22 protein-coding genes are annotated in these 26,290 nt (G+C 67.6%); 13 read left to right on the forward strand and 9 right to left on the reverse strand.

Annotated features, from left to right (window positions below; genetic code table 11):
* Window positions 1–678: 678 nt before the first annotated feature.
* Window positions 679–1,185 (forward strand): disulfide bond formation protein B, encoded by a 507-nt coding sequence (locus ABIA71_RS16330; protein WP_354286567.1) that lies wholly within the window; start codon window positions 679–681, stop codon window positions 1,183–1,185.
* Between the two features lie 51 nt (window positions 1,186–1,236).
* Here ABIA71_RS16330 and ABIA71_RS16335 read toward each other — a convergent pair whose 3' ends face one another.
* Entirely contained in the window at window positions 1,237–3,357 is a 2,121-nt protein-coding gene (locus ABIA71_RS16335) for a TonB-dependent receptor (protein ID WP_354286569.1), read from the reverse strand.
* Between the two features lie 221 nt (window positions 3,358–3,578).
* Between ABIA71_RS16335 and ABIA71_RS16340 the strand changes: the two genes are divergently transcribed.
* Together ABIA71_RS16340 and ABIA71_RS16345 are read left to right on the forward strand one after the other, a co-directional pair.
* Window positions 3,579–4,970, forward strand: a complete 1,392-nt coding sequence (locus ABIA71_RS16340) for a class II 3-deoxy-7-phosphoheptulonate synthase (RefSeq protein WP_354286571.1) — start codon at window positions 3,579–3,581, stop codon at window positions 4,968–4,970.
* A 108-nt stretch (window positions 4,971–5,078) separates the two neighbouring features.
* The gene (locus ABIA71_RS16345; RefSeq protein WP_354286679.1) at window positions 5,079–6,206 is read left to right on the forward strand and encodes a mechanosensitive ion channel family protein; all 1,128 of its coding nucleotides are present in this window, start codon (window positions 5,079–5,081) and stop codon (window positions 6,204–6,206) included.
* 87 nt (window positions 6,207–6,293) lie between these two features.
* Here ABIA71_RS16345 and ABIA71_RS16350 read toward each other — a convergent pair whose 3' ends face one another.
* The 3 genes from ABIA71_RS16350 to typA are packed head-to-tail and all read right to left on the reverse strand — an operon-like array spanning window position 6,294 to window position 10,321.
* Window positions 6,294–7,919 carry an amidase gene (locus ABIA71_RS16350; protein ID WP_354286573.1) on the reverse strand — a complete coding sequence of 542 codons (1,626 nt, stop codon included), beginning with the start codon at window positions 7,917–7,919 and terminating at the stop codon, window positions 6,294–6,296.
* A gap of 56 nt (window positions 7,920–7,975) precedes the next feature.
* On the reverse strand, window positions 7,976–8,461 hold the full coding sequence (locus ABIA71_RS16355) for a DUF2127 domain-containing protein (RefSeq protein ID WP_354286575.1): 486 nt from the start codon (window positions 8,459–8,461) through the stop codon (window positions 7,976–7,978).
* 12 nt (window positions 8,462–8,473) lie between these two features.
* Window positions 8,474–10,321 (reverse strand): translational GTPase TypA, encoded by a 1,848-nt coding sequence (typA, locus tag ABIA71_RS16360; protein ID WP_128097090.1) that lies wholly within the window; start codon window positions 10,319–10,321, stop codon window positions 8,474–8,476.
* Between the two features lie 359 nt (window positions 10,322–10,680).
* Here typA and ABIA71_RS16365 point away from each other — a divergent pair, with 359 nt between their 5' ends.
* From ABIA71_RS16365 to ABIA71_RS16390, 6 genes are all read left to right on the forward strand, one after another.
* Window positions 10,681–11,172: a peptidylprolyl isomerase gene (locus ABIA71_RS16365; protein WP_038690243.1), complete on the forward strand. Its 492-nt coding sequence runs from the start codon at window positions 10,681–10,683 to the stop codon at window positions 11,170–11,172.
* A 222-nt stretch (window positions 11,173–11,394) separates the two neighbouring features.
* On the forward strand, window positions 11,395–12,381 hold the full coding sequence (locus ABIA71_RS16370) for a malate dehydrogenase (protein ID WP_038690241.1): 987 nt from the start codon (window positions 11,395–11,397) through the stop codon (window positions 12,379–12,381).
* Window positions 12,382–12,606: 225 nt separating this feature from the next.
* A complete protein-coding gene (gene prpE / locus ABIA71_RS16375; protein WP_354286578.1) occupies window positions 12,607–14,484 on the forward strand; it encodes a propionate--CoA ligase in 1,878 nt (625 codons plus the stop codon).
* An 86-nt stretch (window positions 14,485–14,570) separates the two neighbouring features.
* Window positions 14,571–14,780, forward strand: a complete 210-nt coding sequence (locus ABIA71_RS16380) for a hypothetical protein (RefSeq protein ID WP_354286580.1) — start codon at window positions 14,571–14,573, stop codon at window positions 14,778–14,780.
* Between the two features lie 218 nt (window positions 14,781–14,998).
* The gene (locus ABIA71_RS16385; protein ID WP_354286582.1) at window positions 14,999–15,523 is read left to right on the forward strand and encodes a hypothetical protein; all 525 of its coding nucleotides are present in this window, start codon (window positions 14,999–15,001) and stop codon (window positions 15,521–15,523) included.
* A gap of 77 nt (window positions 15,524–15,600) precedes the next feature.
* On the forward strand, window positions 15,601–16,659 hold the full coding sequence (locus tag ABIA71_RS16390; protein ID WP_354286584.1) for a suppressor of fused domain protein: 1,059 nt from the start codon (window positions 15,601–15,603) through the stop codon (window positions 16,657–16,659).
* Window positions 16,660–16,934: 275 nt separating this feature from the next.
* Here the strand turns inward: ABIA71_RS16390 and ABIA71_RS16395 are convergent, their stop codons facing one another.
* The 5 genes from ABIA71_RS16395 to ABIA71_RS16415 form a co-directional block, all read right to left on the reverse strand.
* The gene (locus ABIA71_RS16395; protein WP_354286586.1) at window positions 16,935–17,546 is read right to left on the reverse strand and encodes a glutathione S-transferase N-terminal domain-containing protein; all 612 of its coding nucleotides are present in this window, start codon (window positions 17,544–17,546) and stop codon (window positions 16,935–16,937) included.
* A 90-nt stretch (window positions 17,547–17,636) separates the two neighbouring features.
* Entirely contained in the window at window positions 17,637–18,095 is a 459-nt protein-coding gene (locus ABIA71_RS16400) for a cell wall hydrolase (RefSeq protein ID WP_038690229.1), read from the reverse strand.
* Between the two features lie 291 nt (window positions 18,096–18,386).
* Entirely contained in the window at window positions 18,387–20,420 is a 2,034-nt protein-coding gene (locus ABIA71_RS16405) for an oxidoreductase (RefSeq protein ID WP_354286588.1), read from the reverse strand.
* A 245-nt stretch (window positions 20,421–20,665) separates the two neighbouring features.
* A complete protein-coding gene (gene yczE, locus ABIA71_RS16410; protein WP_354286590.1) occupies window positions 20,666–21,280 on the reverse strand; it encodes a membrane protein YczE in 615 nt (204 codons plus the stop codon).
* A 106-nt stretch (window positions 21,281–21,386) separates the two neighbouring features.
* Window positions 21,387–22,409 (reverse strand): zinc-binding alcohol dehydrogenase family protein, encoded by a 1,023-nt coding sequence (locus tag ABIA71_RS16415; protein WP_354286592.1) that lies wholly within the window; start codon window positions 22,407–22,409, stop codon window positions 21,387–21,389.
* Window positions 22,410–22,777: 368 nt separating this feature from the next.
* Here ABIA71_RS16415 and ABIA71_RS16420 point away from each other — a divergent pair, with 368 nt between their 5' ends.
* From ABIA71_RS16420 to ABIA71_RS16435, 4 genes are all read left to right on the forward strand, one after another.
* On the forward strand, window positions 22,778–23,869 hold the full coding sequence (locus ABIA71_RS16420) for an OmpA family protein (protein ID WP_038690221.1): 1,092 nt from the start codon (window positions 22,778–22,780) through the stop codon (window positions 23,867–23,869).
* Window positions 23,870–24,424: 555 nt separating this feature from the next.
* A complete protein-coding gene (locus ABIA71_RS16425; protein WP_137190941.1) occupies window positions 24,425–24,934 on the forward strand; it encodes a hypothetical protein in 510 nt (169 codons plus the stop codon).
* 20 nt (window positions 24,935–24,954) lie between these two features.
* On the forward strand, window positions 24,955–25,788 hold the full coding sequence (locus ABIA71_RS16430; RefSeq protein WP_354286595.1) for a pseudouridine synthase: 834 nt from the start codon (window positions 24,955–24,957) through the stop codon (window positions 25,786–25,788).
* 92 nt (window positions 25,789–25,880) lie between these two features.
* Window positions 25,881–26,225: a hypothetical protein gene (locus tag ABIA71_RS16435; protein ID WP_354286597.1), complete on the forward strand. Its 345-nt coding sequence runs from the start codon at window positions 25,881–25,883 to the stop codon at window positions 26,223–26,225.
* The last annotated feature ends 65 nt before the right edge of the window (window positions 26,226–26,290 follow it).

The raw sequence follows: 26,290 nt of genomic DNA on the forward strand, positions 1-26,290 counted from the left end.
GTGGGTCTACGGGACACGCCGCAAGTCCCGCTCCGCGGCCCGGCCGAGCCGCTGGCGGCTGTGCGTTCGGACGCATGCGAGGCAGTGCCTCGCAAGCAATGCGCCCTCACCCGTGTGGGCTCCGTCGCGCCATCCATGGCGCTCAGGGTCCCGTAGACCCACCCACACCAGCGCCTGGACAGTTGGTCGGTGCGCATGGGAAGGGCCGAGCCATGCACCTCAACCCCAGCGCGCGTTTGCGCCAGCGGACGTGCAGCCAATCACGTTGCTCGATAGCTTGCTGTTCAATTGCCTGCGGCACCAGCGAACTGTCAGGCGGCGGTTCGGGTGGGTTGGCGGGACCCTGAGCCGCATGGGTCCGACGCATGCGTCGGACGGGCTGGGCAGGACGCCCAGCCCCGCCCTTGCCGAGTGCGCAGGATTGCGCACTCGCGCAAGCGGCGACGGAGCCTCCAGGGACGGATTCACGGCGTGTCCCGCCAATCCACCCGTACCGACGCCCCTTCCGGGGCAAGGAGTCAAAGGCATTCGCTCTTGCTGTCGGGTCACAGCCAAGATCTCAAACGTCAACAGAACACGCTGTCTGGTCCAGCGGGCCGATAGCCGGTAGGTCGGTACGGGTCGGGGCCTGCGGCGCCCTGTTAATCTTGGCGCCTTGCACGTTCACGAGTGTTGCCAATGAATCCACTGCGCTGGAATTACCGCGCCCAGTTCCTGCTGGGGTTCCTGATCTGCGCCGGGCTGCTCGCCTATGCGATCTTCCTGCAGCTGAAGATCGGGTTGGAGCCGTGCCCGTTGTGCATCTTCCAGCGCCTGGCGTTCGCCGCGCTCGGCCTGCTGTTCCTGATTGGCGCCCTGCATGGCCCGCGCGAGCGTGCCGGCCGTGGCACCTATGGCGTGCTGGCCTTCATCGCTGCGGCCGTCGGGATGGGCATTGCCGGGCGCCACGTCTACGTGCAGCTGCTGCCCAAGGACATGGGGTCGAGCTGTGGCCCGCCGCTGGCCTTCCTCAGCGAAACCATGGGCCCGCTCGAAGTGTTCCGCACCGTGCTGACCGGCACCGGTGATTGCGGCAACATCGACTGGCGTTTCCTCGGCCTCACCATGCCCATGTGGAGCCTGGTGTGGTTCGTGCTGCTGGCCGGCTGGGCGCTGTACGCCTCGTTACGCACGCGCCGCGCCTGATCCTGCGCATCCCGGGCCCGCCGGCGCACGGCCGGCGGACCGGGTAGCCGCTTAGAAGTCCTGCTGCAGGCTCAGGTAGGCACCACGGCGCGGCCCCCACTGCGGCGCGAACACCCCGATGCCGCCGCCGTCGCGCAGCTGGTAGCTGCGGTCCAGTGCGTTGACCAGCGCCAGCTGCGCGTGCAGCGGGTGTCCGCTGTCGGCGTTGAAATCGTGCGCCGCACTCAGGTTCACCTGCAGGTAGGACGGCAGCTCACCGCCGTTGGGCACGCCTTCGATATCCGAGCGCAGCCCACTGCCGAACACATAGTTCGCGCCCACCCGGTTGTGGCCGGCGAAGGCGTAGCTCACCCCGCCCGAGGAGGTCAGCTTCTGGTCGTGGTCCAGGTGGATCCAGTTGTCCTGCACGTAGGCCAGTGCCTCCGGGTCCAGGTTGTACTGGCCGGTGATCACCTGCTTGCCCATCGCCTTGTTGTAGGCCGCATTGACGTAGGCGCTCAGCGGGCCACGGCTGTAGTCCGCGCTGAACTCCACCCCGTGGATGTGGCCGCGGCGGTAGTTGAAGGTGGAGTAGATGTAGGCCGCGCCGAACTGGCCTTCGTCCTGCAGGCGAGCCACCTTGCGGTCGTAGGCGTCCAGGCCCAGGGTCAGGTGCTCGCCGACCTGCTGGGAGATCCCCACGTCGTAATAGTCGCTGCGCTCGGACAGCGGCGTGGTGCTGCCGATGGCCGGCTGCGCATTGGTGGTGCCGTCGTACAGCGCGATGTCGCTGCCGGCCACCAGCTCACTGGCCGGGGGCGTGAAGTAGCGCGAGTAGCCCGCGTGCACGGTCGTGCTGTCGGTGGCGTTCCAGACCACGCCCAGGCGCGGGCTAAGCTGGCCTTCGGTGCCGCCGAAGGCCCGGTAGCGGTCGCCGCGCAGGCCGTAGTTGAGCGTCCAGTCGGTGCCGAGGCGCCATTCGTCCTGCACGTACAGCGCGGTGGTGCTGGCGTGGAAGGCGCTGGCGTCGGGGATCACACGGGGCGTGGTGCTGGCCTGGTTGCCGTCCGCATCGACCGGGAACACCCAGGCGGTACTGCCCGCCCGCGCACGCTCGCTGTTGCCGTACAGGCCGTAACGCAGGGTGTGGTTGTCGCCCAGCGGGGTGGAGAAGTCGGCCTGCACGGTGGAGGCGCGGTTGCTGCGCTGCACCTGCGAGGCCACTCCGCTGAAGACCAGGTCGCCGGCCACGTCCGGGTTGAACGCCAGGTCGCTGTACCGTTGCCCGGCCGAGACCTGGTAGGCGGTGTCGCCCAACGTGCCCTGCAGCACCAGCATGCCGAAGCGGGTGGTCTCGCGCTGGGTCTCGTCCAGCTGTGCCGAGTCCTGCCCGGCGGTATCCAGGTAGCCGAACTGCGGCGCCTGGCCGGGGTTGGTCGGGATCTGGAAGCGGTTGTTGGCGAACCCGGCGAACAGGCTCAGCCGGGTGCTGTCGTTGACCAGGTAGGTGAGGTCGGCGAACGCCTTGCCCTGGTGGGTGTCGTCATGATCGGGCCGGCGCGACGCGGTCGGGTTCTCCAGGCCCACCTGGTTCTGGTTGTAGTTGCCGGTCAGGTACCAGCTCCAGCGGCCCTGGCTGCCCCACCAGGAGGCGTTGGGGTTGAGCGTGCCGAACGACCCGGTGGTGAGGCCGGCGCTGCCGCCATTGCCCAGCTCGGCGCCGCTGCGGGTGGTGATGTCCACCACGGCGGCGGTGCGCTCGCCGAACTGGGCCGGCAGCGCGCCATCCATCAGGCGGATGCTCTTGATCGTGCGCGCGTCCAGGGTCTGGCCGAAGCCGGAGATCGATTCGGGCAGCAGGACCCCGTTGAGGCGGTACTGCAGGTTGGCGTGGTCACCCCGCACGTGGACCCCGCCGTAGCTGTCCTGGACCACGCCAGGGGCCTGCAGGAGCACTTGGCTGAGCGGGGCCGACGCGCCCAGCGGCTGCTTCTGGATGTCCTCGGCGGTGATCTGGTACTGGCTGCTGCCGATGTCGGGTGACAGCGTGTTGCGGGCCTGGTCGAGCTGGGCACTGACGGTGACCGCATCCAGGTCGGTGACGGCGGGCGTGGCGGGCGCGTCGGCCAGCGCGGGCAAGCTGGTGACGGCAAGGGCGAAGGCAATGGCGGCGGTGAGCGCAGAGGGCTTCATGGGGGCAGGCGTTTGGCTGGGCAGGGAAGGGGGTGCCGGCCTGGCAGTGTTACTCCGTAACAAATCATGCGCCTGTCCGCTGGTCCTTGGGCATGCCGTTCGTGGCCGATCGCGCTGGCCGTTTTCCGGCGTTCAGCTGCCGCCGCCGGGCGCGTGGTGCTTTGCGTGGGCGGCGCGCTCTGCGACCATGGCCGGTCCCCACCCCCTCCCGGAAGTCCGTGATGAGCCCGTCCGCCCCGCCCGTAGCCGATCCTGTCGCGACCGATGTCGATACCGCCTGGTCGCCGGAAAGCTGGCGCGGCAAGCCCGCGCTGCAGATGCCGACCTATCCCGACCCGCTGGCACTGGACGCGTCCCTGCACGAGCTCAAGCGGCTGCCGCCGCTGGTCACCTCCTGGGAAATCCTGGCGCTCAAGCAGCAGCTGGCCGATGCGCAGGAGGGCAAGCGCTTCCTGCTGCAGGGCGGTGACTGCGCCGAGAACTTCAGCGACTGCGAATCCACCACCATTTCCAACCGGCTCAAGGTGCTGCTGCAGATGAGCTTGGTGATGGTGCATGGCATGCGCAAGCCGGTAATCCGGGTGGGCCGCTTCGCCGGCCAGTACGCCAAGCCGCGTTCGGCCGATACCGAAACCCGCGACGGCGTGACCCTGCCCAGCTACCGCGGCGATGTGATCAACGCACCGGAGTTCACCGAAGCGGCGCGCTTGCCCGATCCGCGCCGGATGCTGCAGGCCCATGCGCATTCGGCGATGACCATGAACTTCGTGCGGGCGCTGATCGACGGCGGCTTCGCCGACCTGCACCACCCCGAATACTGGAACCTGGACTGGGTGCAGCATTCGCCGCTGGCCGCCGACTACCAGAAGATGGTCGCGTCGATCGGCGACGCGGTGCACTTCATGGAGACGCTGGCCGGGGTGCGCGTGCACAACCTCAACCGGATCGATTTCTACACCTCGCACGAAGCGCTGCTGCTGCCCTACGAACAGGCGCTGACCCGCCAGGTGCCGCGCCAGCAGGGCTGGTTGAACCTGAGCACGCATTACCCGTGGATCGGCATGCGCACCGCCGCGCTCGACGGCGCGCACGTGGAATACCTGCGCGGCGTGCGCAATCCGATTGCGATCAAGGTGGGCCCGTCGGTGCAACCGGACCAGCTGCTGCGCCTGATCGACGTGCTCAACCCCGATGACGAGCCCGGCCGCCTGAGCTTCATCCACCGCATGGGCGCGGCGCATATCGCCGAGAAGCTGCCGCCGCTGCTGGATGCGGTCAAGCGCGACGGGCGCCGCGTGCTGTGGGTGTGCGATGCGATGCACGGCAACACCGAAAGCACCAGCAACGGCTACAAGACCCGCCGCTTCGACAACGTGCGGGGCGAAGTGGAGCTGTCCTTCGACCTGCATGCGGCCGCCGGCACCCGCCTGGGCGGCGTGCATCTTGAACTGACCGGCGAAGACGTCACCGAGTGCACCGGCGGCGCGCGCGAACTGACCGAACGTGATCTTGAGCGTGCCTACCGTTCGTCGGTGGATCCGCGCCTGAACTACGACCAGTCGCTGGAGATCGCCATGGCGATCGTGCGCAAGCAGCAGCATTACGCCGCCTGACGCAGCGGTTGCCGTCCACGCGCGGCTTACATCCGGCTGACATGCTGGTCATGGCCACGCTGGCATCCTGCGGTCTTCCGTTGAAGACCGCAGGAGCGTGCAGTGACCCTGGACTGGCAACTGGCGAGCGTGTATCTGTGGCCGATCGGCATCGCGCTGGTGGTGGGTTTCACCGGCTGGTGGCTGCTGATGGCGCTGACCCGCCGCCTCAAGGGCCGTGACTACCGACGTGCACGCATTGCTCGGGTGATCAGCCGCCCGCTGGCATTCGCGCTGCCGTTGCTGCTGCTGGTTCCCGCGCTGGAGGCCACGCCGCTGCAGGGGCGCTGGCTGGACGGCTCGCTGCGCATGCTGCACATCGGGCTGACCGCCTGCTTCATCTGGCTGCTGGTGCGCGCGGTGGCCGCCGGCGAGCAGGCGATCCTGCGCGACCACCCGATGGAGGTGGCCGACAACCTCGAGGCCCGCCGCGTGCAGACCCAGACCCGGGTGCTCAGCCGCGTGTTGATGGGCGCGATCATTCTGGTGGGCATTTCGCTGATCCTGCTCACCTTCCCGATGGTGCGCCAGATCGGCACCGCGTTGCTGGCCTCGGCCGGCATCATCGGCCTGGTCGCGGGTATCGCCGCCAAGCCGGTGTTCGGCAACCTGATCGCCGGCCTGCAGATCGCCTTGACCCAGCCGATCCGGCTGGACGATGTGGTGATCGTGGAGGGCGAGTGGGGCCGGGTGGAGGAGATCGGCAGCAGCTACGTGGTGGTGCGCATCTGGGATGAGCGGCGGATGGTGGTGCCGCTGACATGGTTCATCGAGAACCCGTTCCAGAACTGGACCCGGCGCAGCGCCGACCTGCTCGGCACCGCGTTCCTGTGGCTGGACTACCGGGCGCCGATTGCGGCGATCCGCGCCGAGCTGGAGCGTATCTGCAAGGGCGAAGCGTTGTGGGATGGCCGGGTGTGCGTGACCCAGGTGACCGAGACCACCGACCACACGCTGCAGGTGCGCCTGCTGGTCAGCGCGCGCAACTCCGGCGATGCCTTCGACCTGCGCTGCATCGTGCGCGAGCGGATGCTGGACTTCCTGGCCCGCGAACACCCGCAGGCGCTGCCGCGCACGCGTGCCGAACTGTTGCAGCAGCCTGATCCGGGTCTACGTGGGCCGCGTTCGCAGCCGGCCGACGATGTGCGCTCGCCCGGCGCCGAGGATGGTGCGCCGGCAATCCCGCCGGGGCCGTAACGGCGGTCGAGGGGCGGGGTGTCGCCGCCGACCCGCGTCGATGGTTCCGCAGCCGGTAGGTACCGACCGTGGGCCGGTACGCCGCGCTCAGGGCGGGCTGATATGCGGCAGCAGGCTGTTGGTCTGGAACCGCGGCGGGCGCCGGGCGCGGGTGCGCTGCTCGTAGGCGTAGGCCAGTTCGATCAGGCGGGGCTCGCTCCAGGCCGTGCCCATGAACAGCAGGCCCAGCGGCAGACCGTCCACGTGCGCCATCGGCACGCTCAGGCTGGGGTAGCCGGCCACCGCGGCCGCGCTGTAGCTCTCGCCGGGGAAATCGTCGCCCGCGCCGGCCCGGATTGGCCAGGCCACGCCGGTGGTGGGGGCGATCAGTGCGTCCAGCTGCTGCGCGCGCAGCGCGGCGTCGATGCCGTCCGGTCCGGCCAGGCGCCGTGCCTGACTGCGCGCGGCGATGTAGGTCGGGTCGCCCAGTCCGCCCACCGCGGCCGCTTCGTCCATCAGGTCCTGGCCGAACGGGAGCAGCTCCTTGTCGGCGTGCTCACGGTTCCAGACGATTACCTGGTCCAGGCTGCGCACCGGCGCGTTGTATCGGGTCAGGTAACGCTGCAGGCCGGCCTTGAACTCATGCAGCAGCACGATGCGCTCGGCCTCCTGCCACTGGCCCTGGGTGGGCAGCTGCACCGGCACCACCACGGCGCCGGCCTCGCGCAGCACGCCGATCGCGTGCTGCAGCGCCGGGGCGATTCCCGGGCGCTGGTCCAGCGGGCCCTGCAACACGCCGATGCGCGCACCGCGCAGGCTGTCGGCGTTCAATCGCGCGGTGTAGTCGTAGACCGCGCGTCCGGGCATGGTCGCGGTTGCCGGGTCGGCGTCGTCGCGGCCGGCCATGGCGGTCAGCAGGGCCGCGGCGTCGGCGACGCTGCGCGTCATCGGCCCGGCGGTGTCCTGGCTGAAGGAGATCGGGATGATGCCCTCCCGGCTGATCAGCCCGACGGTAGGCTTGAGGCCGACCACGCCGTTGATCGCCGCCGGGCAGACGATGCTGCCGTCGGTTTCGGTGCCCACCGCGGCGGCCGCCAGGTTGGCCGACACCGCCACCGCGCTGCCGCTGCTGGAGCCGCAGGGGTTGTGGCTGAGGCGGTAGGGATTGCGGGTCTGGCCGCCCCGCGCGCTCCAGCCGGAAATGGACTGGCTGGAGCGGAAATTGGCCCATTCGCTCAGGTTGGTCTTGCCCAGCACCACCGCGCCGGCCGTGCGCAGGCGGGTGACCAGGAAGGCGTCGTCGGGGCGGAATTTCGCCAGCGCCAGCGAGCCGGCACTGTTGCTCATCGGGCGCGCGCCGATGTTGTCCTTGAGCAGCACGGGGATGCCGTGCAGCGGACCGCGCAGTTGCCCGTGCCGGCGTTCGGCATCCAGGGCGGCGGCCTCCTTGAGGGCGTCGGGATTGAGCTCGATCACCGCGTTGAGGCGCGGGCCGGCGCGGTCGAGGCGCGCGATCCGCTCCAGGTAGGCACGGGTCAGGGTGACGCTGTCCAGGGCGCCGGCGGTCATCTGCGCCTGCAGGTCGACGATGTCGGTCTCGGCGTAGGCGAAGGGAACATCGGGGGGCGGCACGGCAGGGGCGGCGTTCGCTTCGCTGGCGTGTACCGGCGCGGGCGCAGGCGCGCAGCCGCACAGCGACACGAGCATCACCATCGATGTCAGCGGCAGACGCATCAGGGTGTTCCGGGAACCGGCGCTCAGGCTAACCAGCCGGTGCCACGCTTGGCAACTCAGCGCGGGGCGGTCGGCTTGGGATGACGCTTGCGGATATCGCGGGCGAGCACGCCGACCACGATCAGGTTGATCACCAGCACCGACCACGAGGCCCAGCCAGGGTGGCGGATGATGGCGTAGATATCGAACGGCAGGTAGATGCCGGCAGTGACGCAGCCCAGCCAGGAGGCCCAGGCCTTGGCGCGCCAGAGGCCCCAGGCCTCGAAAAGATGCAGCACCCCGTAGGCCAGCATGGCCACCGCGGCCAGGTGCACCGCATCGGGATTGATCATGTTGAGCAGTGAGGGCAGGGTGCCGTGATCCGGGTCCAGACTGAAACGCCGGATCAGGGCATTGACCGCCTCGCGCAGTGGCTGCGGGCCGAGCATTTCCAGCCCGGTTGCCGCCAACAGCGCCAGGACCGCCTTGCTGGCTTCCAGCAAGGCGATCAGGTGCAACCCCGGATGCTTGTGAGGATCCGGGTTGTAGGGCTTGTCGGTCACGACAGGGTCCTATCAGCCGCCGCGCGATGCCTTCTTGCGGTCGCTTTCGGTCAGGCCCTTCTTGCGCAGGCGGATTTCCTTCGGGGTGATCTCGACCAGCTCGTCGTCTTCGATGAAGTCCAGGGCCTGTTCCAGCGAGTACTTGATCGCCGGGGTCAGCTGGATCGCATCGTCCTTGCCCGAAGCGCGCATGTTGGTCAGCGGCTTGGTCTTGATGGCGTTGACGGTCAGGTCGTTGTCCTTGGAGTGGATGCCGACCAGCTGGCCTTCATACACGTTGTCGCCTTCAGCAGCGAACAGCTTGCCGCGTTCCTGCAGCGGCCCCAGGGAGTACGCCGGGGTGGCACCCGGAGCGTTGGCGATCATCACGCCGTTCTGGCGCTTGGCGATGGCGCCCTGTTCCTTCGGACCGTAATGGTCGAACACGTGGAACAGCAGGCCCGAACCCTGGGTCAGGGTCTTGAACTCGTTCTGGAAACCGATCAGGCCACGGGCCGGGATCTGGTATTCCAGGCGCACGCGGCCCTTGCCGTCCGGCTCCATGTTCTTCAGCTGGCCCTTGCGGGTGCCCAGCTTTTCCATCACGCCGCCCTGGTGCTGTTCTTCGATGTCCACCACCAGCTGCTCGATCGGCTCCATGGCCTGGCCGTCGATGTGCTTGATGATCACTTCCGGGCGCGACACGGCCAGCTCGTAGCCTTCACGACGCATGTTTTCGATCAGCACCGACAGGTGCAGTTCGCCACGGCCGGAGACCAGGAACTTGTCGGCGTCTTCCAGCTGTTCGACCTTCAGGGCCACGTTGTGGACCTGCTCGCGGTCCAGACGGTCCTTGATCTGGCGGCTGGTCAGGAACTTGCCACCGGACAGGTCCTTGTTGCCGGCGAACGGCGAGTTGTTGACCTGGAAGGTCATCGAGATGGTCGGCTCGTCGACGGTCAGGGCCGGCAGCGCTTCCGGGGTGTCCGGGTGGCACAGGGTGTCGGAGATGGTCAGCTCGGCGATGCCGGAGATGGCGACGATGTCACCGGCTTCGGCGGTGTCCTGCTCGATGCGCTCCAGGCCCAGGAAGCCCAGCACCTGCGCGACCTTGCCGTTGCGCTTCTTGCCTTCACGGTCGATGACCGCGACCTGCATGTTCTTCTTCAGGGTGCCGCGCTGGATGCGGCCGATGCCGATCACGCCCACGAAATTGTTGTAGTCCAGCTGGCTGATGCGCATCTGGAACGGACCGTCCGGGTCCACTTCCGGCTTCGGCGCGTGCTGCATGATCGCTTCGTACAGCGGGGTCATGTCGCCGTCGCGCACGGTGTCTTCCAGGCCGGCGTAGCCGTTCAGGGCCGAGGCGTAGACGATCGGGAAGTCGAGCTGTTCATTGGTGGCGCCGAGCTTGTCGAACAGGTCGAAGACCTGGTCGATCACCCAATCCGGACGCGAGCCCGGGCGGTCGACCTTGTTGACCACGACGATCGGCTTGAAGCCCATCGCGAAGGCCTTCTGGGTGACGAAGCGGGTCTGCGGCATCGGGCCGTCCATCGCGTCGACGAGGATCAGCACGGTGTCCACCATGGACAGCACGCGCTCCACTTCGCCGCCGAAGTCGGCGTGTCCCGGGGTGTCGACGATGTTGATCCGGTTCTTGATACCGGTCTTCTTGTCTTCCCAGGTGATGGCCGTGTTCTTGGCCAGGATGGTGATGCCGCGTTCCTTTTCCTGGTCATTGCTGTCCATCACGCGCTCGGCGAGCACGGTGCGCTCGGAGAGGGTGCCGGACTGCTTGAGCAGCTGGTCGACGAGGGTGGTCTTACCGTGGTCGACGTGGGCGACGATGGCGATGTTGCGAAGATTTTCGATAGACATGCGAAAGGGGGCCAGTCGGCGCCGGATTTGGAAAAAGAAGTCCAACATTATACGGCCAAGATGACCAATCGCGAAAAGTGCGTTTCAGGGCGCCCCGCATCCCCATTCAGGTAACGACTTTCGCGGGCCGGACCTGCCACGTCGGATCGTGTGGAAGCCGTGCCACGGCGGGCGGCCGTTGGCAGGCCCGGAGGGAAAGCCCCCTGAGTCAGGGGGCGGCCGCGAAGCGGCGGGGGTATGGACAATGGTAAATGGGGCCCGCGGTTTGCGCAGCGAACCGTGGGGCGGCAGCGCGAATGCGATGACGCGAGGTGTATCCTATGGGGCTAACGACAAACCCCCGTACCCCAAGGATTTGCATGTCCCTCATCGCCACTTTCGACACCACCCAGGGCCCGATCAAGGTCGAGCTGTTCGCCGACAAGGCCCCGCTGACGGTTGCCAACTTCGTCAACCTGGTCAAGCGCGGCTTCTATGACGGCCTGGTCTTCCACCGCGTGATCCCGGACTTCATGATCCAGGGCGGCTGCCCGAAGGGTCAGGGCACCGGCGGTCCGGGCTACAAGTTTGAAGACGAGAAGAACGGCGTGCGCCATCAGGTGGGCTCGCTGTCGATGGCCAATGCCGGTCCGAACACCAACGGCAGCCAGTTCTTCATCACCCACATCAAGACCGACTGGCTGGACGGCAAGCACACCGTGTTCGGCCAGGTCCTGGACGGCCAGGCCATCGTTGACTCGGTCAAGCAGGGCGACGTGATCCATTCGATCACCCTGGAAGGCGACACCGACGCCGTGCTGGCCGCCCAGGCCGAGCGCGTGGCCGAGTGGAACAAGCTGATCCCGGCCTGATCCCGAAAAACACGAACGGCCCCCTGCAAAGGGGGCCGTTTCTACGTTCCGGCCGCCCCGCCAGGCCTGTCCCCGCCCGTGCGGCCATCTCCCACCGGTACTCCGCCGGCCAGCGGCCGGCACTATTCAGCCGGCCAGCGGCCGGCACTACTCAGCCGGCCAGCGGCCGGCACTACAGCCGGCCAGCGGCCGGCACTACGCTTCTTAGCAGAGGAAATCCCCATGAAAGCACCTGTTCGTGTTGCCGTGACCGGCGCCGCCGGCCAGATCGGCTACGCCCTGCTGTTCCGCATCGCCTCCGGCGAAATGCTGGGCAAGGACCAGCCGGTCATCCTGCAGCTGCTCGAGCTGCCGGTGGACAAGGCCCAGGCCGCGCTGCGCGGCGTGATGATGGAACTGGAAGACTGCGCGTTCCCGCTGCTGGCCGGCATGGTCGGCACCGATGACGCCGAAGTGGCCTTCAAGGATGCCGACATCGCCCTGCTGGTCGGCGCGCGTCCGCGCGGCCCGGGCATGGAGCGCAAGGACCTGCTGCTGGAAAACGCCAAGATCTTCACCGCGCAGGGCGCGGCGCTGAACAAGGTCGCCAGCCGCAACGTGAAGGTGCTGGTGGTCGGCAACCCGGCCAACACCAACGCCTACATCGCCATGAAGTCGGCGCCGGACCTGAACCCGCGCAACTTCACCGCCATGCTGCGCCTGGACCACAACCGCGCGCTGAGCCAGCTGTCGTCCAAGCTGGGCAAGTCGGTTGGTGGCATCGAGAAGCTGGTCGTGTGGGGCAACCACAGCCCGACCATGTACCCGGACTACCGCTTTGCCACCGCCGATGGTGCGTCGGTTGCCGATGCGATCAACGACCAGGAATGGAACGCCGGCACCTTCATCCCGACCGTGGGCAAGCGCGGCGCGGCGATCATCGAAGCCCGTGGTTCGTCCTCGGCCGCCTCGGCCGCCAATGCCGCCATCGACCACGTGCGCGACTGGGTGCTGGGCAGCAACGGCAAGTGGGTGACCATGGGCGTGCCGTCCGACGGTTCCTACGGCATTCCGGAAGGCGTGATCTTCGGCTTTGCGGTGACCACCGAAAACGGTGAGTACACCCTGGTCAAGGACCTGCCGGTGGACGACTTCAGCCAGAAGTACATCGACAAGACCCTGGCCGAGCTGGAAGAAGAGCGCAGCGGCGTGGCCCACCTGCTGGGTTGATCGACCCGCGGCGCCCTGCCGACCCTGTGTCGGCACGCTGTCAGAAAACGCCGGGCATTGCCCGGCGTTTTTTTGTGGAACATACCGGCCGCAGCCCGCGGTAGTGCCGGCCGCTGGCCGGCTCTCGACCCTGCCTGGCAGCACCCAAGTACGACCAAGGTCGTGCGGTTCGTTCGCCGCCATCGGACTATGCTCGATCCCATGATTCTGTCTGGGAGGGCTGTCATGCGTTACGAAGAGATGTACCGGCGTTCGGTGGATGAACCCGAGGCGTTCTGGGCTGAAGAGGCCCAGCGCATCTACTGGCATAAAGCGCCGGAACAGATCCTCGACTACAGCAACCCGCCCTTCCGGCGCTGGTTCGTCGGCGGGGAAACCAACCTCTGCTACAACGCCGTGGACCGCCACCTGGTCGATCGCCCGGACCAGCTCGCACTGGTAGCCATCTCCACCGAAACCGACGTCACCCGCGAGATCACTTACCGGCAGCTGTATCGCGAGGTGAACGCGTTCGCCGCCGTGCTGCAGCGCCTGGACGTGGGCCGTGGCGACCGCGTGGTGATCTACATGCCCAACATGGCCGAGGCGGTCTTTGCGATGCTCGCCTGCGCGCGCATCGGGGCGATCCACTCGGTGGTGTTCGGCGGCTTCGCCGCGCACAACCTGGCGCTGCGCATCGACGACGCCGAGCCCAAGCTGCTGATCGCCGCCGATGCCGGCAAGCGCGGTGGCAAGGTGATTCCGTACAAGGCGATGGTCGATGCGGCCTGTGCCGAGGCCACCGCGCCGCCGCCGCACGTGCTGATCGTCTCGCGTGGGCTGGACCCGGCCGAGCCGAAGGTACCCGGTCGCGACGTCGACTACGCCACGCTGCGTGCCGAGGTGGGCGACCAGGACGTGCCGGTGGTCTGGCTGGAATCCAGCGAGCCCAGCTACCTGCTGTATACCTCCGGCACCACCGGCAAACCCAAAGGCGTGCAGCGCGACGTGGGCGGCTACGCGGTGGCGATGGCGCAGTCGATGCAGACCGTGTTCGACTGCAAGCCGGGCCAGGTGATGTTCTCCACCTCCGACGTGGGCTGGGCGGTGGGCCATTCCTACAACGTGTACGGCCCGCTGATCGGCGGCTGCACGTCGCTGCTCTACGAAGGCCTGCCAACCAACCCCGACCCGGGCATCTGGTGGGCGTTGTGCGAGCAGTACGGCGTGCGCACGCTGTTCTCTTCGCCTACCGCCATCCGCGTGCTGAAGAAGCACGACACCGACTTCATCACGCGCCACGACCTGGACGCGCTCAAGTACGTGTTCCTGGCCGGCGAGCCGCTCGACGAACCCACCGCGCACTGGATCAACGACGCGCTGGGCAAGCCGATCATCGACAACTACTGGCAGACCGAAACCGGCTGGCCGGCGCTGACGTTGTTGCCCGGGGTGGACATGAAGCCGGTGCGGTTCGGCTCGCCCGGCTTCCCCAACCTCGGCTACAAGATGAAGGTCATCGACGAGAACACCGGCGATGAAGTGGCGCCCGGGCAGAAGGGCGTACTGGTGATGACCCCGCCGTTGCCGCCGGGCTGCATGAGCACCGTGTGGAAGGACGACGACCGGTTCCTGCAGAGCTATTTCAGCCACTTCAAGGAGCTGCTGTACAGCTCGCTGGACTGGGCGATCCGCGACGCGGACGGCTACACCTTCATCCTTGGCCGCACCGACGATGTGATCAACGTGGCCGGGCACCGGCTGGGCACGCGCGAGATCGAAGAGTGCATCTCCGGCCACCCGCTGGTGGCCGAGGCGGCGGTGATCGGGGTCAAGGACGAGCTCAAGGGCCAGGTGCCGCTGGTGTTCGTCACCCTGCGCCAGGCGGTGGACGGCGATGGCAGCACGGTGATCACCGAGATGATGCAGCGGGTGACCCACTCTCTGGGCGCTCTGGCGCGGCCGGCCCACATCCATATCGTCAACGCGCTGCCCAAGACCCGCTCCGGCAAGCTGCTGCGGCGCTCGCTGCAGGCGCTGGCCGAGGAGCGTGATCCGGGGGACCTGTCCACGCTGGATGATCCGGCGGCACTGGACGAGATCCGGCGCGCGCTGGGGCACTGAGGCGCGCCGTTCGCGTCGCATGGTACAAACGCGCAGGCGCGGCCCCGGAAGGGGCTGCCTCGGTGCGGATTCCCATGGAGAACGGCATGGCGATGGAACGCAGGATGCGGGTAAGCAAAGCGCTGGTAACGGCGATCGGCTGGTGCTGCCTGCTGGGCTACGCGATCTATCTGATCGCCGATGCCTGGTGGGATTCCCGGCCGCTGAACATCCTCCAGGTGATCGCGGTGCCGGTCCTGCTGCTGGTAGTCATCCGTGCCATCCGCAGGTACCTGCAGTTCCGCGCGAACGCCTGACCGGCGTGTGCTGCAACGCATTATCGGTGTCGGCCAGCCTCAGGTAAGCTCCGGACGTGACCGCTGCAGGCTCCGTGCCTGGCGTCGCGCGCTGGGGACACGGCGCGCGGGGGCGCCGGCGTGGAAATCCGCCTGCAACGGTCGCAAGGGGACGCGCGCGCGCCGGCCAACGGCTGGAGCACGGGCGTGGCACTGCAGCAGGCAACAGGGGGAAGTACATGGCCTACATCCATGCCAAGACGGCCGCGGGCCGCCAGGAAATCGAAGACCGTGCACGTCGGCTGCCGCCGGCGTTGCGCTCCATTCTGCTGATGGTCGATGGTCAGCGCGATGACGATGCGTTGACCGCATTGTTGCCGGGCCTGCGCGCGCCGGACGACGCGCTGGCGCAGCTGGCGCAGATGGGACTGATCGAGGTTGTCGGCGGTGCCGTCGCACCGCCCGCCGCGCGCGCGCTCACCGCCGGGCGCGAGCAGGACCCCGATCTGTACAAGCGCCTGTACGACTGGATGAGCGAATCGGTGCGCCGCCATCTGGGCCTGAAGGGCTATTTCATGCAGCTCAAGATCGAGCGCTGCACCGATGCGGCAGGGCTGGAAAAACTGTGGCCTGACATGGCCGCCGCCGTCGCCAAGGCCAAGAGCCCGGCGTTGGCCAGCCGCTGGTTGAGCGACACCCATGCAGTGCTCGACGCATCGCCGCAGCCGCAGCCCGACGCCAGCGCCGAGCCCGTGCCTGGCTGAATCGCCAGCGCCTGCCAGGGTGGTCGTTGCCGCGCGGGGGCGTTACCTTGCCCGGCTACACCTGCAGGAGCACCGCGATGGACCCCACGCACGATGACCACGGCACCCCCGGCTGGGATGCCATCAATGCGGCCTTGGCCGCGTTGTACCCGGGGCAGGAACCCAAACACTTCGGTACAGCGCTGCCGTACACCCTGGGCGGCAATGACCCGCTCGACGGGATCAGCGTGTACTGGGCCGAATCGCCCCGCCCGCACTGGCATTACGTCACCTACGGCTTCTCCGAGCTGTACGACAAGCAGAGCGACGATGCGGCCGACAGCGGCTACGGCTTCGAGCTGACCTTCCGCCTGGCCGCCGCGCCGGGGCAGGGCGCGGACGACGCGCCGCCGGTGTGGCCGATGAACCTGCTGCAGAACCTGGCGCGCTATGTCTTCAGCAGCGGCAATGTGTTCGAGGCCGGCCACCACCTGGACGCCAACGGTCCGATCGCGCTGGACACCGACACCGTGCTGCGCCACCTGGCGCTGGTGGAGGATCCGCAGTTGCCGCCGCGCGACACCGCCAACGGCCGCGTGCGCTTCCTGCAGGTGGTCGGGCTGGCCGATGACGAAATGGCGGCGGTGCGCCGCTGGTCCACCCAGGGCGTGCTGGATGCGCTGTTGCCGGCCATGCCGCTGTGGATCACCGACCTGCAGCGCGGTTCGCTGCTGGCCGATCCGGCCCTGGCTGCGCAGGTCGAGGTGGGCAGTGCCCGCGACGGCTCCACCACCGGCCTGCTGTTCCTGGAAACGCTCGACTGGGAGGCCCAGGGCGACAGCGTGGAGCTGGTGCTGGGCGCCGGCCAGGTGCCGGGCGTGCTGGAACTGCTGCCGCTGCGGCTGGACCATGGCCACGCGCTGACCCTGCTCAACGCGCAGCGCAGCTGGCGCTTCGAGCCCGGTGAGGTGGATCAGCTGGAGATCGAGACGGACACTGCACGCTGCGTGCTCAGCCCGGCCACCCTGCGCGCCCTGCTGGACCACCTGCAGGCCCAGCGCGGCGTCTACCCGCTGCCCGGCGGCCGCCTGCAGATCCGGGTGGAGCCCACCCAGCTGCGCGACGCACAGGGCAACGTAGTGCGCACCGTCGGCTGATCCCGCCCACCCTCGTCGGGTGGTATACCCACCCCATGGGTGGCTGGAACAACCAATTCGGGTAGAGCCACCCCATGGGTGGCTGCGCGCGATGCCGCATTTGCGGACCGCCACCCATGGCGAGACAGCCACCTGTCGAGAGACAGCCACCTCGAGAGACAGCCACCTCGAGAGACAGCCACCCATGGGGTGGCTCTACCCCTCCCCGGGTGACCGCAAAAGAAAACGCCCGGCAATGCCGGGCGCTTCACTATATATATGTCGCGTTGAACGACTCAGCTCAGGCCTTCGGCCTTCAGCGTGGCCTGCACGCCGGCATCGGCGTCCATGCGGGTCTTGTACGCGGCGATGTTGTCCAGGCCGCTCAGGTCGATCTTGGCGCCGGCCGCCCAGCGCAGGGTGATGTAGAAGTACGGGTCGGCGAAGCTGCGGAAGCCGGCCAGCCACGGGCGGTCGGCGAGCTGCTTGTCGGCGCGTTCGAACAGGCCGCGCAGGCGCTTGCGCGCGGTGGCACGGAGCGCGTCGAACTGGGTGTCGTCTTCGATGAAATTGCCCGGCCCGAACAGCGGCTTGAACGCCGGGTGCAGGTCCGAGTTGACGAAGGACAGCCAGCGGGTGGCCTCGGCGCGCTGCTGGGCGCTGCCATCACCGGCCAGGCCGGCCTGCGGGTAGGTGTCGGCGATGTAGCCCATGATCGCCGCGTTCTGGGTCAGGATGAAATCGCCATCGACCACCGCGGGCACCGAACCGGCCGGGTTGATCTTCAGGAATGCCGGCGCCTTCAGCGTGTCCTTGTCGAGCAGTTCCACCTCGAACGGCTGGCCGGTCCACTGCAGGGCGATGTGGTCGGCGGTGGAGCAGGCACCGGGCTTGCTGTACAGCTTCATGGGAACTCCGTTGACGGATGGGTGGAAGGTCAGCTGCCCACTATTCCAGAGTGGGCCCCGCATCCTCAACGGTATGGCCGTAACAGACCGTTACGACGTGCGCGGCTTGAGTTTCTGCACGCGGTAGAACGTGTGGTCACCGATGGTGGCCACCTGGTAGGCATTGCGCCAGCTGGGGTTGGCGATTGCCAGGGCGGCGAAGTGGCTTGCGCCGGGCACGATTTCCTTGCGCTCACCCACCGGCAGCGCCCAGTTGCGCTCGGCATCGAAGGCCACCGTCATCGCTTCCTGCCAGGCATCGGCATTGCCCAGCTGGGTGCCGGGCGCCACGATGGTCGGTGCGAACTGCTTGCGCGCGGTGACCACCTTGCACATCGAGTCGCCCCACAGCCCGCTGTCCAGGCGGCGCAGGGCCACCTCGGCGACGGCTTGCTGGCCGCGCAGGGTCTGGTCACGCGCTTCCAGGTAGACGGTCGTGCTCAGGCACAACGAATCGGCGGCCGGCTGCGGCAACAACTGCGACAGCCAGAGAATCCAGGCCAGTTTCATAAATCTCCTTGCTCCGTGTAGGCCGCACCTGGCTGGTCCATCCGATCATGCGGACGGGGCGGGGGTACGACTTGGCGTCATGGGGAGGCGACCATCGGGGTCGCCCGGGGGCGGACCCGAACAAGACGTGGGGTCCGCGCGCTCACTCGAACTGGGTGGTGAGCGGGAAAGTTGGCGCACGATAGGGGGCCATTTCCCAATGCATCCTGAACCCGAAAGCTTGACATTCAGGTTCGGAGGGCGGGCCGGAATGTGCTTCCGGACCCGTATTCAGGTCGTCGAGGACCCGTTTCAGAGCTGCGCGGCGAGGTGGCTGCCCTGGTGGATGGCGCGCTTGGCATCCAGTTCGGCGGCCACGTCGGCGCCGCCAATCAGGTGCGCGTTGACCCCGGCCGCCTGCAGCGCGGCGTGCAGATCCCGGCGCGGTTCCTGGCCGGCGCAGACCACCACGTGATCCACCGGCAGGGTCTGTTCCTGGCCCTCGATGCGCACCCGCAGGCCGGTGTCGTCCACGCCCAGGTACTCCACGCCGCCCAGCATTTTCACGCCCTTGGCCTTGAGCGTGGCGCGGTGGATCCAGCCGGTGGTCTTGCCCAGGCGCGCGCCGGGCTTGCCCAGACTGCGCTGCAGCAGCCAAACCTTGCGCGCCGGCGCTTCGGGCGCGGGCGTTGCCAGTGCACCGCGGGCTTCGAAGCTGGGGTCCACGCCCCATTCGGCCATCCAGCGGGCGGGATCGAGCGCGCTGGAGGGGCCCTCGTGGACCAGGAACTCGCCGACATCGAAGCCGATCCCGCCGGCACCGATGATCGCCACCTGCGCGCCGGCCTGGACCCGGCCCAGCAGCACGTCCAGGTAGTTGACCACCTTGGGGTGGTCGGCACCGGGGAAGTCGACCCGGCGCGGGGTGATGCCGGTGGCCACCACCACCTCGTCGAAACCGGCCAACGTGGCGACATCGGCCACGGTGTCCAGCTTCACCTCGACCCGGGTCTGCTCGAGCGTGTGGCGGAAGTAGCGCAGGGTCTCGTGGAACTCTTCCTTGCCCGGAATGCGCTTGGCCACGTTGAACTGGCCGCCGATCTCGCTGCCGGCGTCGAACAGGGTCACGTGGTGGCCGCGTTCGGCGGCGACCGTGGCGCAGGCCAGCCCGGCCGGGCCCGCACCGACCACGGCCACCCGCTTGGCGACGGTGACCGGGCGGTAGACCAGTTCGGTCTCGTGCACGGCGCGCGGGTTGACCAGGCAGCTGGCGGTCTTGTTCTCGAACACGTGGTCCAGGCAGGCCTGGTTGCAGGCAATGCAGGTGTTGATCGCTTCGGGGCGACCGGCGCGGGCCTTGTTGGCCCATTCCGGATCGGCAAGCAGCGGCCGTGCCAGCGACACCATGTCCGCGCCACCGCTGGCCAGGATGCGTTCGGCCACGTCGGGCATGTTGATCCGGTTGGTGGCGATCACCGGCAGCTGCACATGCGGCTTGAGCTTGGCGGTGACCCCGGCGAACGCCGCGCGCGGTACCGAGGTGGCGATGGTGGGGATGCGTGCTTCGTGCCAGCCGATACCGGCATTGATCAAGGTCGCGCCGGCCGCCTCGATGGCCTTGGCCTGCTGCACGATTTCATCCCAATTGCTGCCGCCGTCGACCAGATCCACCAGCGACAGCCGGTAGATGATGATGAAGTCCGGGCCGCAGGCCTCGCGGATGCGGCGCACGATCTCCACCGCGAAGCGCATGCGCTGGGTCGCGTCGCCGCCCCAGCGGTCGGTGCGCGTGTTGGTGCGCGGGGCGATGAACTCGTTGATCAGATAGCCTTCCGAGCCCATCACTTCAACGCCGTCGTAACCGGCCTCGCGCGCCAGCCGCGCGCTGCGCGCGTAGTCGGCGATATGGCGGTCAACGCCGCCAGCGCTCAACGCGCGCGGGGTGAACGGATTGATCGGCGCCTTCAGCTTGCTGGGGGCCACCGACAGGGGGTGGTAGGCATAACGTCCGGCGTGCAGCAGCTGCAGGCAGATCTTGCCGCCGTTGTCGTGCACCGCGGCTGTCACCTGGCGGTGCGGTCGCACTTCCCACGGCCAGGACAGCTTGCCGCCGAAGGGCTTGAGCCAGCCGACCACGTTCGGTGCGAAGCCGCCGGTCACGATCAGGCCGACCCCGCCGGCGGCGCGTTCGGCGAAATAGGCGGCCAGGCGCGGGAAGTCGCGCGCGCGGTCCTCCAGGCCGGTGTGCATGGAACCCATCAGGACGCGGTTGCGCAGCTGGGTGAAGCCCAGGTCCAGCGGGGCGAACAGATGGGGGTAGGCGGGGGATTCGGCGGCTGGCGACATGTCGATACGCTTGCGTACGGAAGCGCGCAGGGTGCCGTGAAAGGGCCTTGCGCGCAAGGCCCTTTCACGGCGCCGTGCGCGCCTCGCTCCAAGGTTCGCTGCGCGAACCTTGGACCCTGATGCATGCCTCTTCTCCCCCCGCCTGTTGGCGCGCCCCTTCAACAGAAGCGGGCTTTTCTCCGGAGGGGCGCGCGCGCTGCATTGGGTAGGTGCCGACCGTTGGTCGGCACGGCGGTGGCGGCGGCTTACGGTGCCGCGACGGTGGCGGGGGCGGGCTTGCGGATGCCGAACAGCGGCAGCGTGACGCCGCAGAGCGGGCCGATCAGGAGGGCGAAGGCGAGGGTGCCCACGCCGACGTTGCCGCCCAGCCACCAGCCGATCAGCAGCACGGTACCTTCAATCAGGCTGCGTACCACCCAGATCGGCCAACCGGTGCGGGCGTGCAGGCCGGTCATCAGGCCGTCGCGCGGGCCGGGGCCGAACCGTGCGCCGATATACAGGCCGGTGGCCACGGCCACCATCAGCAGGCCACAGACGAACAGCGGCACCTGCCACGCCAGCCCGTGCACCTCCGGCAGCAGCCACAGGCCGAACTGCGCGCTCGGGCCGATCAGCATGACGTTGAGTACCGTGCCCAGCCCCGGCTTCTGCCGGATCGGCCACCACAGCAACAGCACCAGCGCGCCGATCACGTTGGTGGCCACGCCGAACGACAGCGGCGTCTGCAACGCGATGCCCTGCGACAGCACATCCCACGGCGCCACTCCGATCGCGGCGCGGATCATCACCGCCGCGCCCATGCCGTACAGGAACAGGCCAAGCAACAGTTGCAACAGGCGCAGGGGGAGTGAAGTGGGCATGGCAGGTGTCACCGGAAGGGCCCTCGACTGTAGGTCGCGCCCGCCACGCCGGACAGATACAGATGCACGCCAATATGCGCCGACACCTGTGCCACCGCGCGGGCGTCTACCACCCGGCCAACACCAGCTTGCCGACCGTGCCACCGCTTTCCAGTTGCCGGTGGGCCTCGCGCAGGTTGGCGGCGTTGATCAGGCCCAGGTGCGCGCTGCGCGTGCTGCGCAGTTCGCCGGCATCGATCAGGCTTGCAACGCGGTTCAGGATGCGGTGCTGTTCGATCATGTCGGCGGTGCGGAACTTCGCGCGTGCAAACATGAATTCCCAATGGATGCCGATGCACTTGGCTTTGTAGGGATCGCCGATGCGCAATGCATCGCGCGGTTCGACAATCAGGCCGACATGCCCCTGTGGGGCCAGCAGTTCGCCCAGCACGTCCCAATAGCGGTCGGTGTCGGCCAGGTTGAGCGCCACCTGCACCTGCGCGATGCCCAGTGCCAGCAATTGCGGTGGCAACGGCTGATGATGGTCGACCACATGATGGGCGCCCATCTGCAGGCACCATTGCACCGACGCTGGGCGCGAGGCCGTGGCGACGACGGTGAAGCCGGCATGCCGGGCGAGCTGGATGGCGATGGAGCCCACGCCGCCGGCACCGCCGATAACCAGCAGCACCTGGCCGGCATGGCGACGGTCATCAAACTCCAATGGCATGCGCTGGAACAGCAGTTCCCAGGCGGTCAACGTGGTCAGCGGCAGTGCCGCAGCCTCGGCAAAATCGAGCGTGGTGGGTTTGCGCCCGACCAGTCGCTCGTCCACCAGGTGCCATTGCCCGTTGCTGCCGGGGCGTGTCACATCGCCGGCGTAATACACCTCGTCGCCGGGAGCGAAGGCCACTACATCGGGTCCGACGGCTTCGACGGTTCCGGCCGCGTCGTAGCCAAGAATGCGCGGGGGATCTTCGCGTTCCGGGCGCGGCGCGCGCTGCTTGGTATCGACCGGGTTGACGGAAACGGCCTGTATTCGCACCAGCAGGTCCGAACCCGTAGGTGGGGCAGGGGCGGGCAGCGTGAGATCAAGCAGTGCGGCGGGGTCGTCAATCGGCAGGTACTGGCGCAAACCCACGGCTTTCATGGCAGCTCCGGTGCAGGACGTTCCCCATCATACGTCCGCCAACAAAGCTGTTCTTGCGCTGAATCAAGGCGGGTGCGGATTTTTCACGGAATACTGCGAGGGCGCAGTCCAGAGGTAGCAAAATTGGGTCGGATCCCTTGCCATTGCTGGGTCTTGCGCAATTTCATCAACCTGTATAGGGTGCCACCAGCTGGGCCGGTAGAGGTCTGGCGGTCGTCTTCACATGTTACGTGACTGTTAACATCACCTTCACCCTCCTGAGCATAATGTTCGCGGCGGTGGCGTGCTGAATCGGCAGTCTGAAAACGACGCAGGTGCTGGCCCATGCCTCTACCGGTTTCATACCCCCGAAATAGGAGCTGTACTCAATGAACAAGAAGATCCTCACTGCCGCGCTGCTGGGCGGTCTGGCTTTCGCCCAGGCTGCATCGGCGCAGGATTTTGACGACCGCTGGTACCTGACCGGTTCGGCCGGCTTCAACTTCCAGGATAACGACCGTCTGACCAACGACGCTCCGTTCGTGACCCTGGGCCTCGGTAAGTTCATCAGCCCCAACTGGTCGCTGGACGGCGAGCTGAACTACCAGAACCCGAACTTCGACGCCAACCAGGATCTGAACTGGAGCCAGTACGGCGTGTCGCTGGACATGCGTCGCCACTTCATCGCTGAAGGCCGTGGCTGGAACCCGTACCTGCTGATGGGTCTGGGCTACCAGAAGTCGGAAGAAGAGTACGCTGCCAACAGCCTGAATGGTCCGCGTGAGCGCAAGGACGGCAACTTCGCCGCCAAGCTCGGCGTCGGCCTGCAGACCACCTTCGAAAAGCGCGTTGCTGTTCGCGCCGAAGTGGCCTACCGCGCTGACTTCGACGATCAGAGCATCTCCGCTCCGGACGAGAGCTGGTTCGGCGACGTGCTGGCTTCGGTCGGCGTCGTGATCCCGCTGGGCCCGGCCCCGACCGCTGCTGTGGTTGCCCCGGCTCCGGTGGCTCCGAGCTGCGCCGATCTGGATGACGACGGTGACGGCGTCAACAACTGCGACGACAAGTGCCCGGATTCGCAGCCGGGTCAGACCATCGGTCCGGACGGTTGCCCGGTCCCGGTGTCGATCGATCTGAAGGGTGTGAACTTCGACTTCGACAAGGCGACCCTGCGTCCGGACGCCGTGGCGATCCTGAGCGAAGCCACCGAGATCCTGAAGCGTTACCCGGATCTGCGCGTTGAAGTTGCTGGTCACACCGACTCGAAGGGTACCGACGCTTACAACCAGAAGCTGTCGGAGCGTCGCGCCACCACCGTGTATGACTACCTGACCAAGAACGGCGTGTCCGCTTCGCGTCTGGTGGGCCCGATCGGCTACGGCGAGAGCCGTCCGATTGCGCCGAACACCAACCCGGATGGCTCGGACAACCCGGAAGGTCGTGCAAAGAACCGTCGTACCGAGCTGAACGTCCAGAACTAATTCTTCTGGTAGTACAGTTTCAGAAGAGGGCCCGGCATTGCCGGGCCCTTTTTTTTTGTTCTTTTTCCGCCCGGGTGGCAAAAGAGCACGTGCCGTTGTTTTGACCCGTTCCTGGCGCGGCGGTCGGTGGGTCGGGCGCTGGGTCCCCATGCCCTTTCCGGCGAATGTCCCCCGGCGTCGGCCTGCGGCCGCCGCCTCCCCCTTTACTTCGCCTCCAAGGGCATGGGGACCCAGCGCCCGACCCACCGACAGCACGAGAAAAGCCTGGCGCCCCCTGCTTGCAGGAAGCAGAGCCCCGTAGCGGCCGGCAGGCCCCTGGGCAAAGTAAAGGAGGAGGCCGCCGCGCGGCCGGGGGACATTTGCGCCAGGGGCCTACCGGCCGCTACGGGGCCCTCACGCTCGCGGATGACCGCACGACGCCGGCTTTTCAAAAGCCTTGATCAAGAAATCAACAATAAATCCAACAAGTTGCCGTATTCATTGAATGTGGGATCTTGAAAGCCGTTGTGGCGCTGTTAAACTCGCCGCGTCGCCCCTTTTCCCTGGATGCATCCCATGCTGCGTATCGCACTGGCCGCCGTGCTCGGCCTGGCCTTGGTTCCCACCGCCTACGCAGCTGTGGATTGCTCGGCGCATGCCATCAGCGCCTCGCCGCTGCCGCTGCCGGCCACCGCGATTGCCCCGGTCGCTGAAGAGCTTTACATCCGTAATGTGCAGCTGGGCATGCCTGCTGGCGTGCTTACCTCCAATTTCGACCAGCAGCAGTCGCTGGATCGCGTCCTGCAGCGCCTGCGCATCGATGGTTGCCAGAACATCGCCAAGGCCATGCCCGGCGCACCGGCCATCAAGGCCAACGACCCGGCCGCCTACAAGCCGGCTACCGAGTTCGACAACACGCCGTGGCGCTTCGACATGAGCCAGAACGGCAAGCGCATGACCGCCGAAGAGTTTGATGCCTGGATGAAGGCCCGTGGCGTGCGCGTCGTCAAGGCGCGTCCGGTTCCCGCTGCAGCCCCGGCCGCGGCCGAAGCACCGGCTGACACCAAGCCGGGCGAGAAGAAGTAAGCCGCCCTGCGCGGAGCACGATGAGCACACGCCGGCCCCCTGCCGCGCCTGCCTCTCGACCACGCCGCCCCGAGCGGCGTGCGTCACCGGTAACACGTCCGCGCAGCGACGATGCACCGCGCCATGGCTTGGCGCGCGTGCTCTCCAAGGCCGGGCTGTGTTCGCGCACCGAAGCGGCGCGCTGGATCCAGGCAGGCCGCGTCACCGTTGATGGCCGCGTCATCAACAACCCCGAATTTCCCATCATCGACGGTCGCCACCACGTGCGCGTCGATGGCCAGCCGCTGGATGCGCCACGCCGCATCCACCTGATGCTCAACAAGCCGCGCGGCCTGGTCACCACCGCGCAGGACGCGCAGGGCCGTGACACTGTCTACCGCTGTTTCGATGGTGCCGGCCTGCCGTGGATCGCCCCGGTCGGGCGCCTGGACAAGGCCAGCGAAGGCCTGCTGTTGTTCAGCAACGACCCGCAATGGGCCGCGCGCCTGACCGACCCCAGCACCGGCCCGGACAAGACCTACCACGTCCAGATCGACGCCATTCCCGATGCGGCGCAGCTGCAGGCGCTGTGCACCGGGGTGGAGGACGAAGGCGAGCACCTGCGCGCGCGCCGCGCCACCCTGCTGCGCAGTGGCGACAAGACCGCCTGGCTGGAAGTGGTGCTGGAAGAAGGCCGCAACCGGCATATCCGCCGCCTGCTGGCTGCGTTCGACATCAACGTGCTGCGCCTGGTGCGCGTGGCCATCGGGCAACTGCCGATGGGTGCGCTGGGCAAGGGCACCTGGCGCGAACTGAGCGCGCACGACCTGGACCTGCTGTATGCCGCGGCCGACGGTGCCGTGGCGCCGCCGTGACTTCCTGGCCTGCCCGTGCGTGGCAGGCCAACCGAACCGGGCAATGGATGGCCTTGTACCCGACGTTCCATTCACTCCCGGGAGATTCCCCCATGCACGCCCAACGCCCCAACCTTTCCCTGTTCCGCGGCGCCTGCCTGCTGGCGTCGGCCGCACTGCTGGCTGCCTGCGGCGGACACAAGCATGCCGCCAAGGCGGACGCCCCGGTGGCTGACAAGGTGGTGGAAGTCACGACCCCTGAACTCGACGGCCGCGGCAGCTACCGTTTCATGATGAGCAACGGCGACAAGAAGATGTCTGCCGACGAGTTCGATGCCTGGATGAAGGCCAACGGCATCCGCGTGGCCAAGGGCAACGGCCAGGACCGCCCGGTGGCCGCACCGGTGGTGGTGGCCAGCAAGGAACAGGCCAAGGACAAGAAGAAAAAGAAGAAGTAACCCCGCCGCGCGCGTCGCACCGACGGTAGAGCCGACCGTTGGTCGGCAGGGGCACGCAAGGCGTG

The organism is Stenotrophomonas sp. 2619 (genome assembly GCF_040548725.1).
GTDB classification, from domain to species: domain Bacteria; phylum Pseudomonadota; class Gammaproteobacteria; order Xanthomonadales; family Xanthomonadaceae; genus Stenotrophomonas; species Stenotrophomonas maltophilia_AP.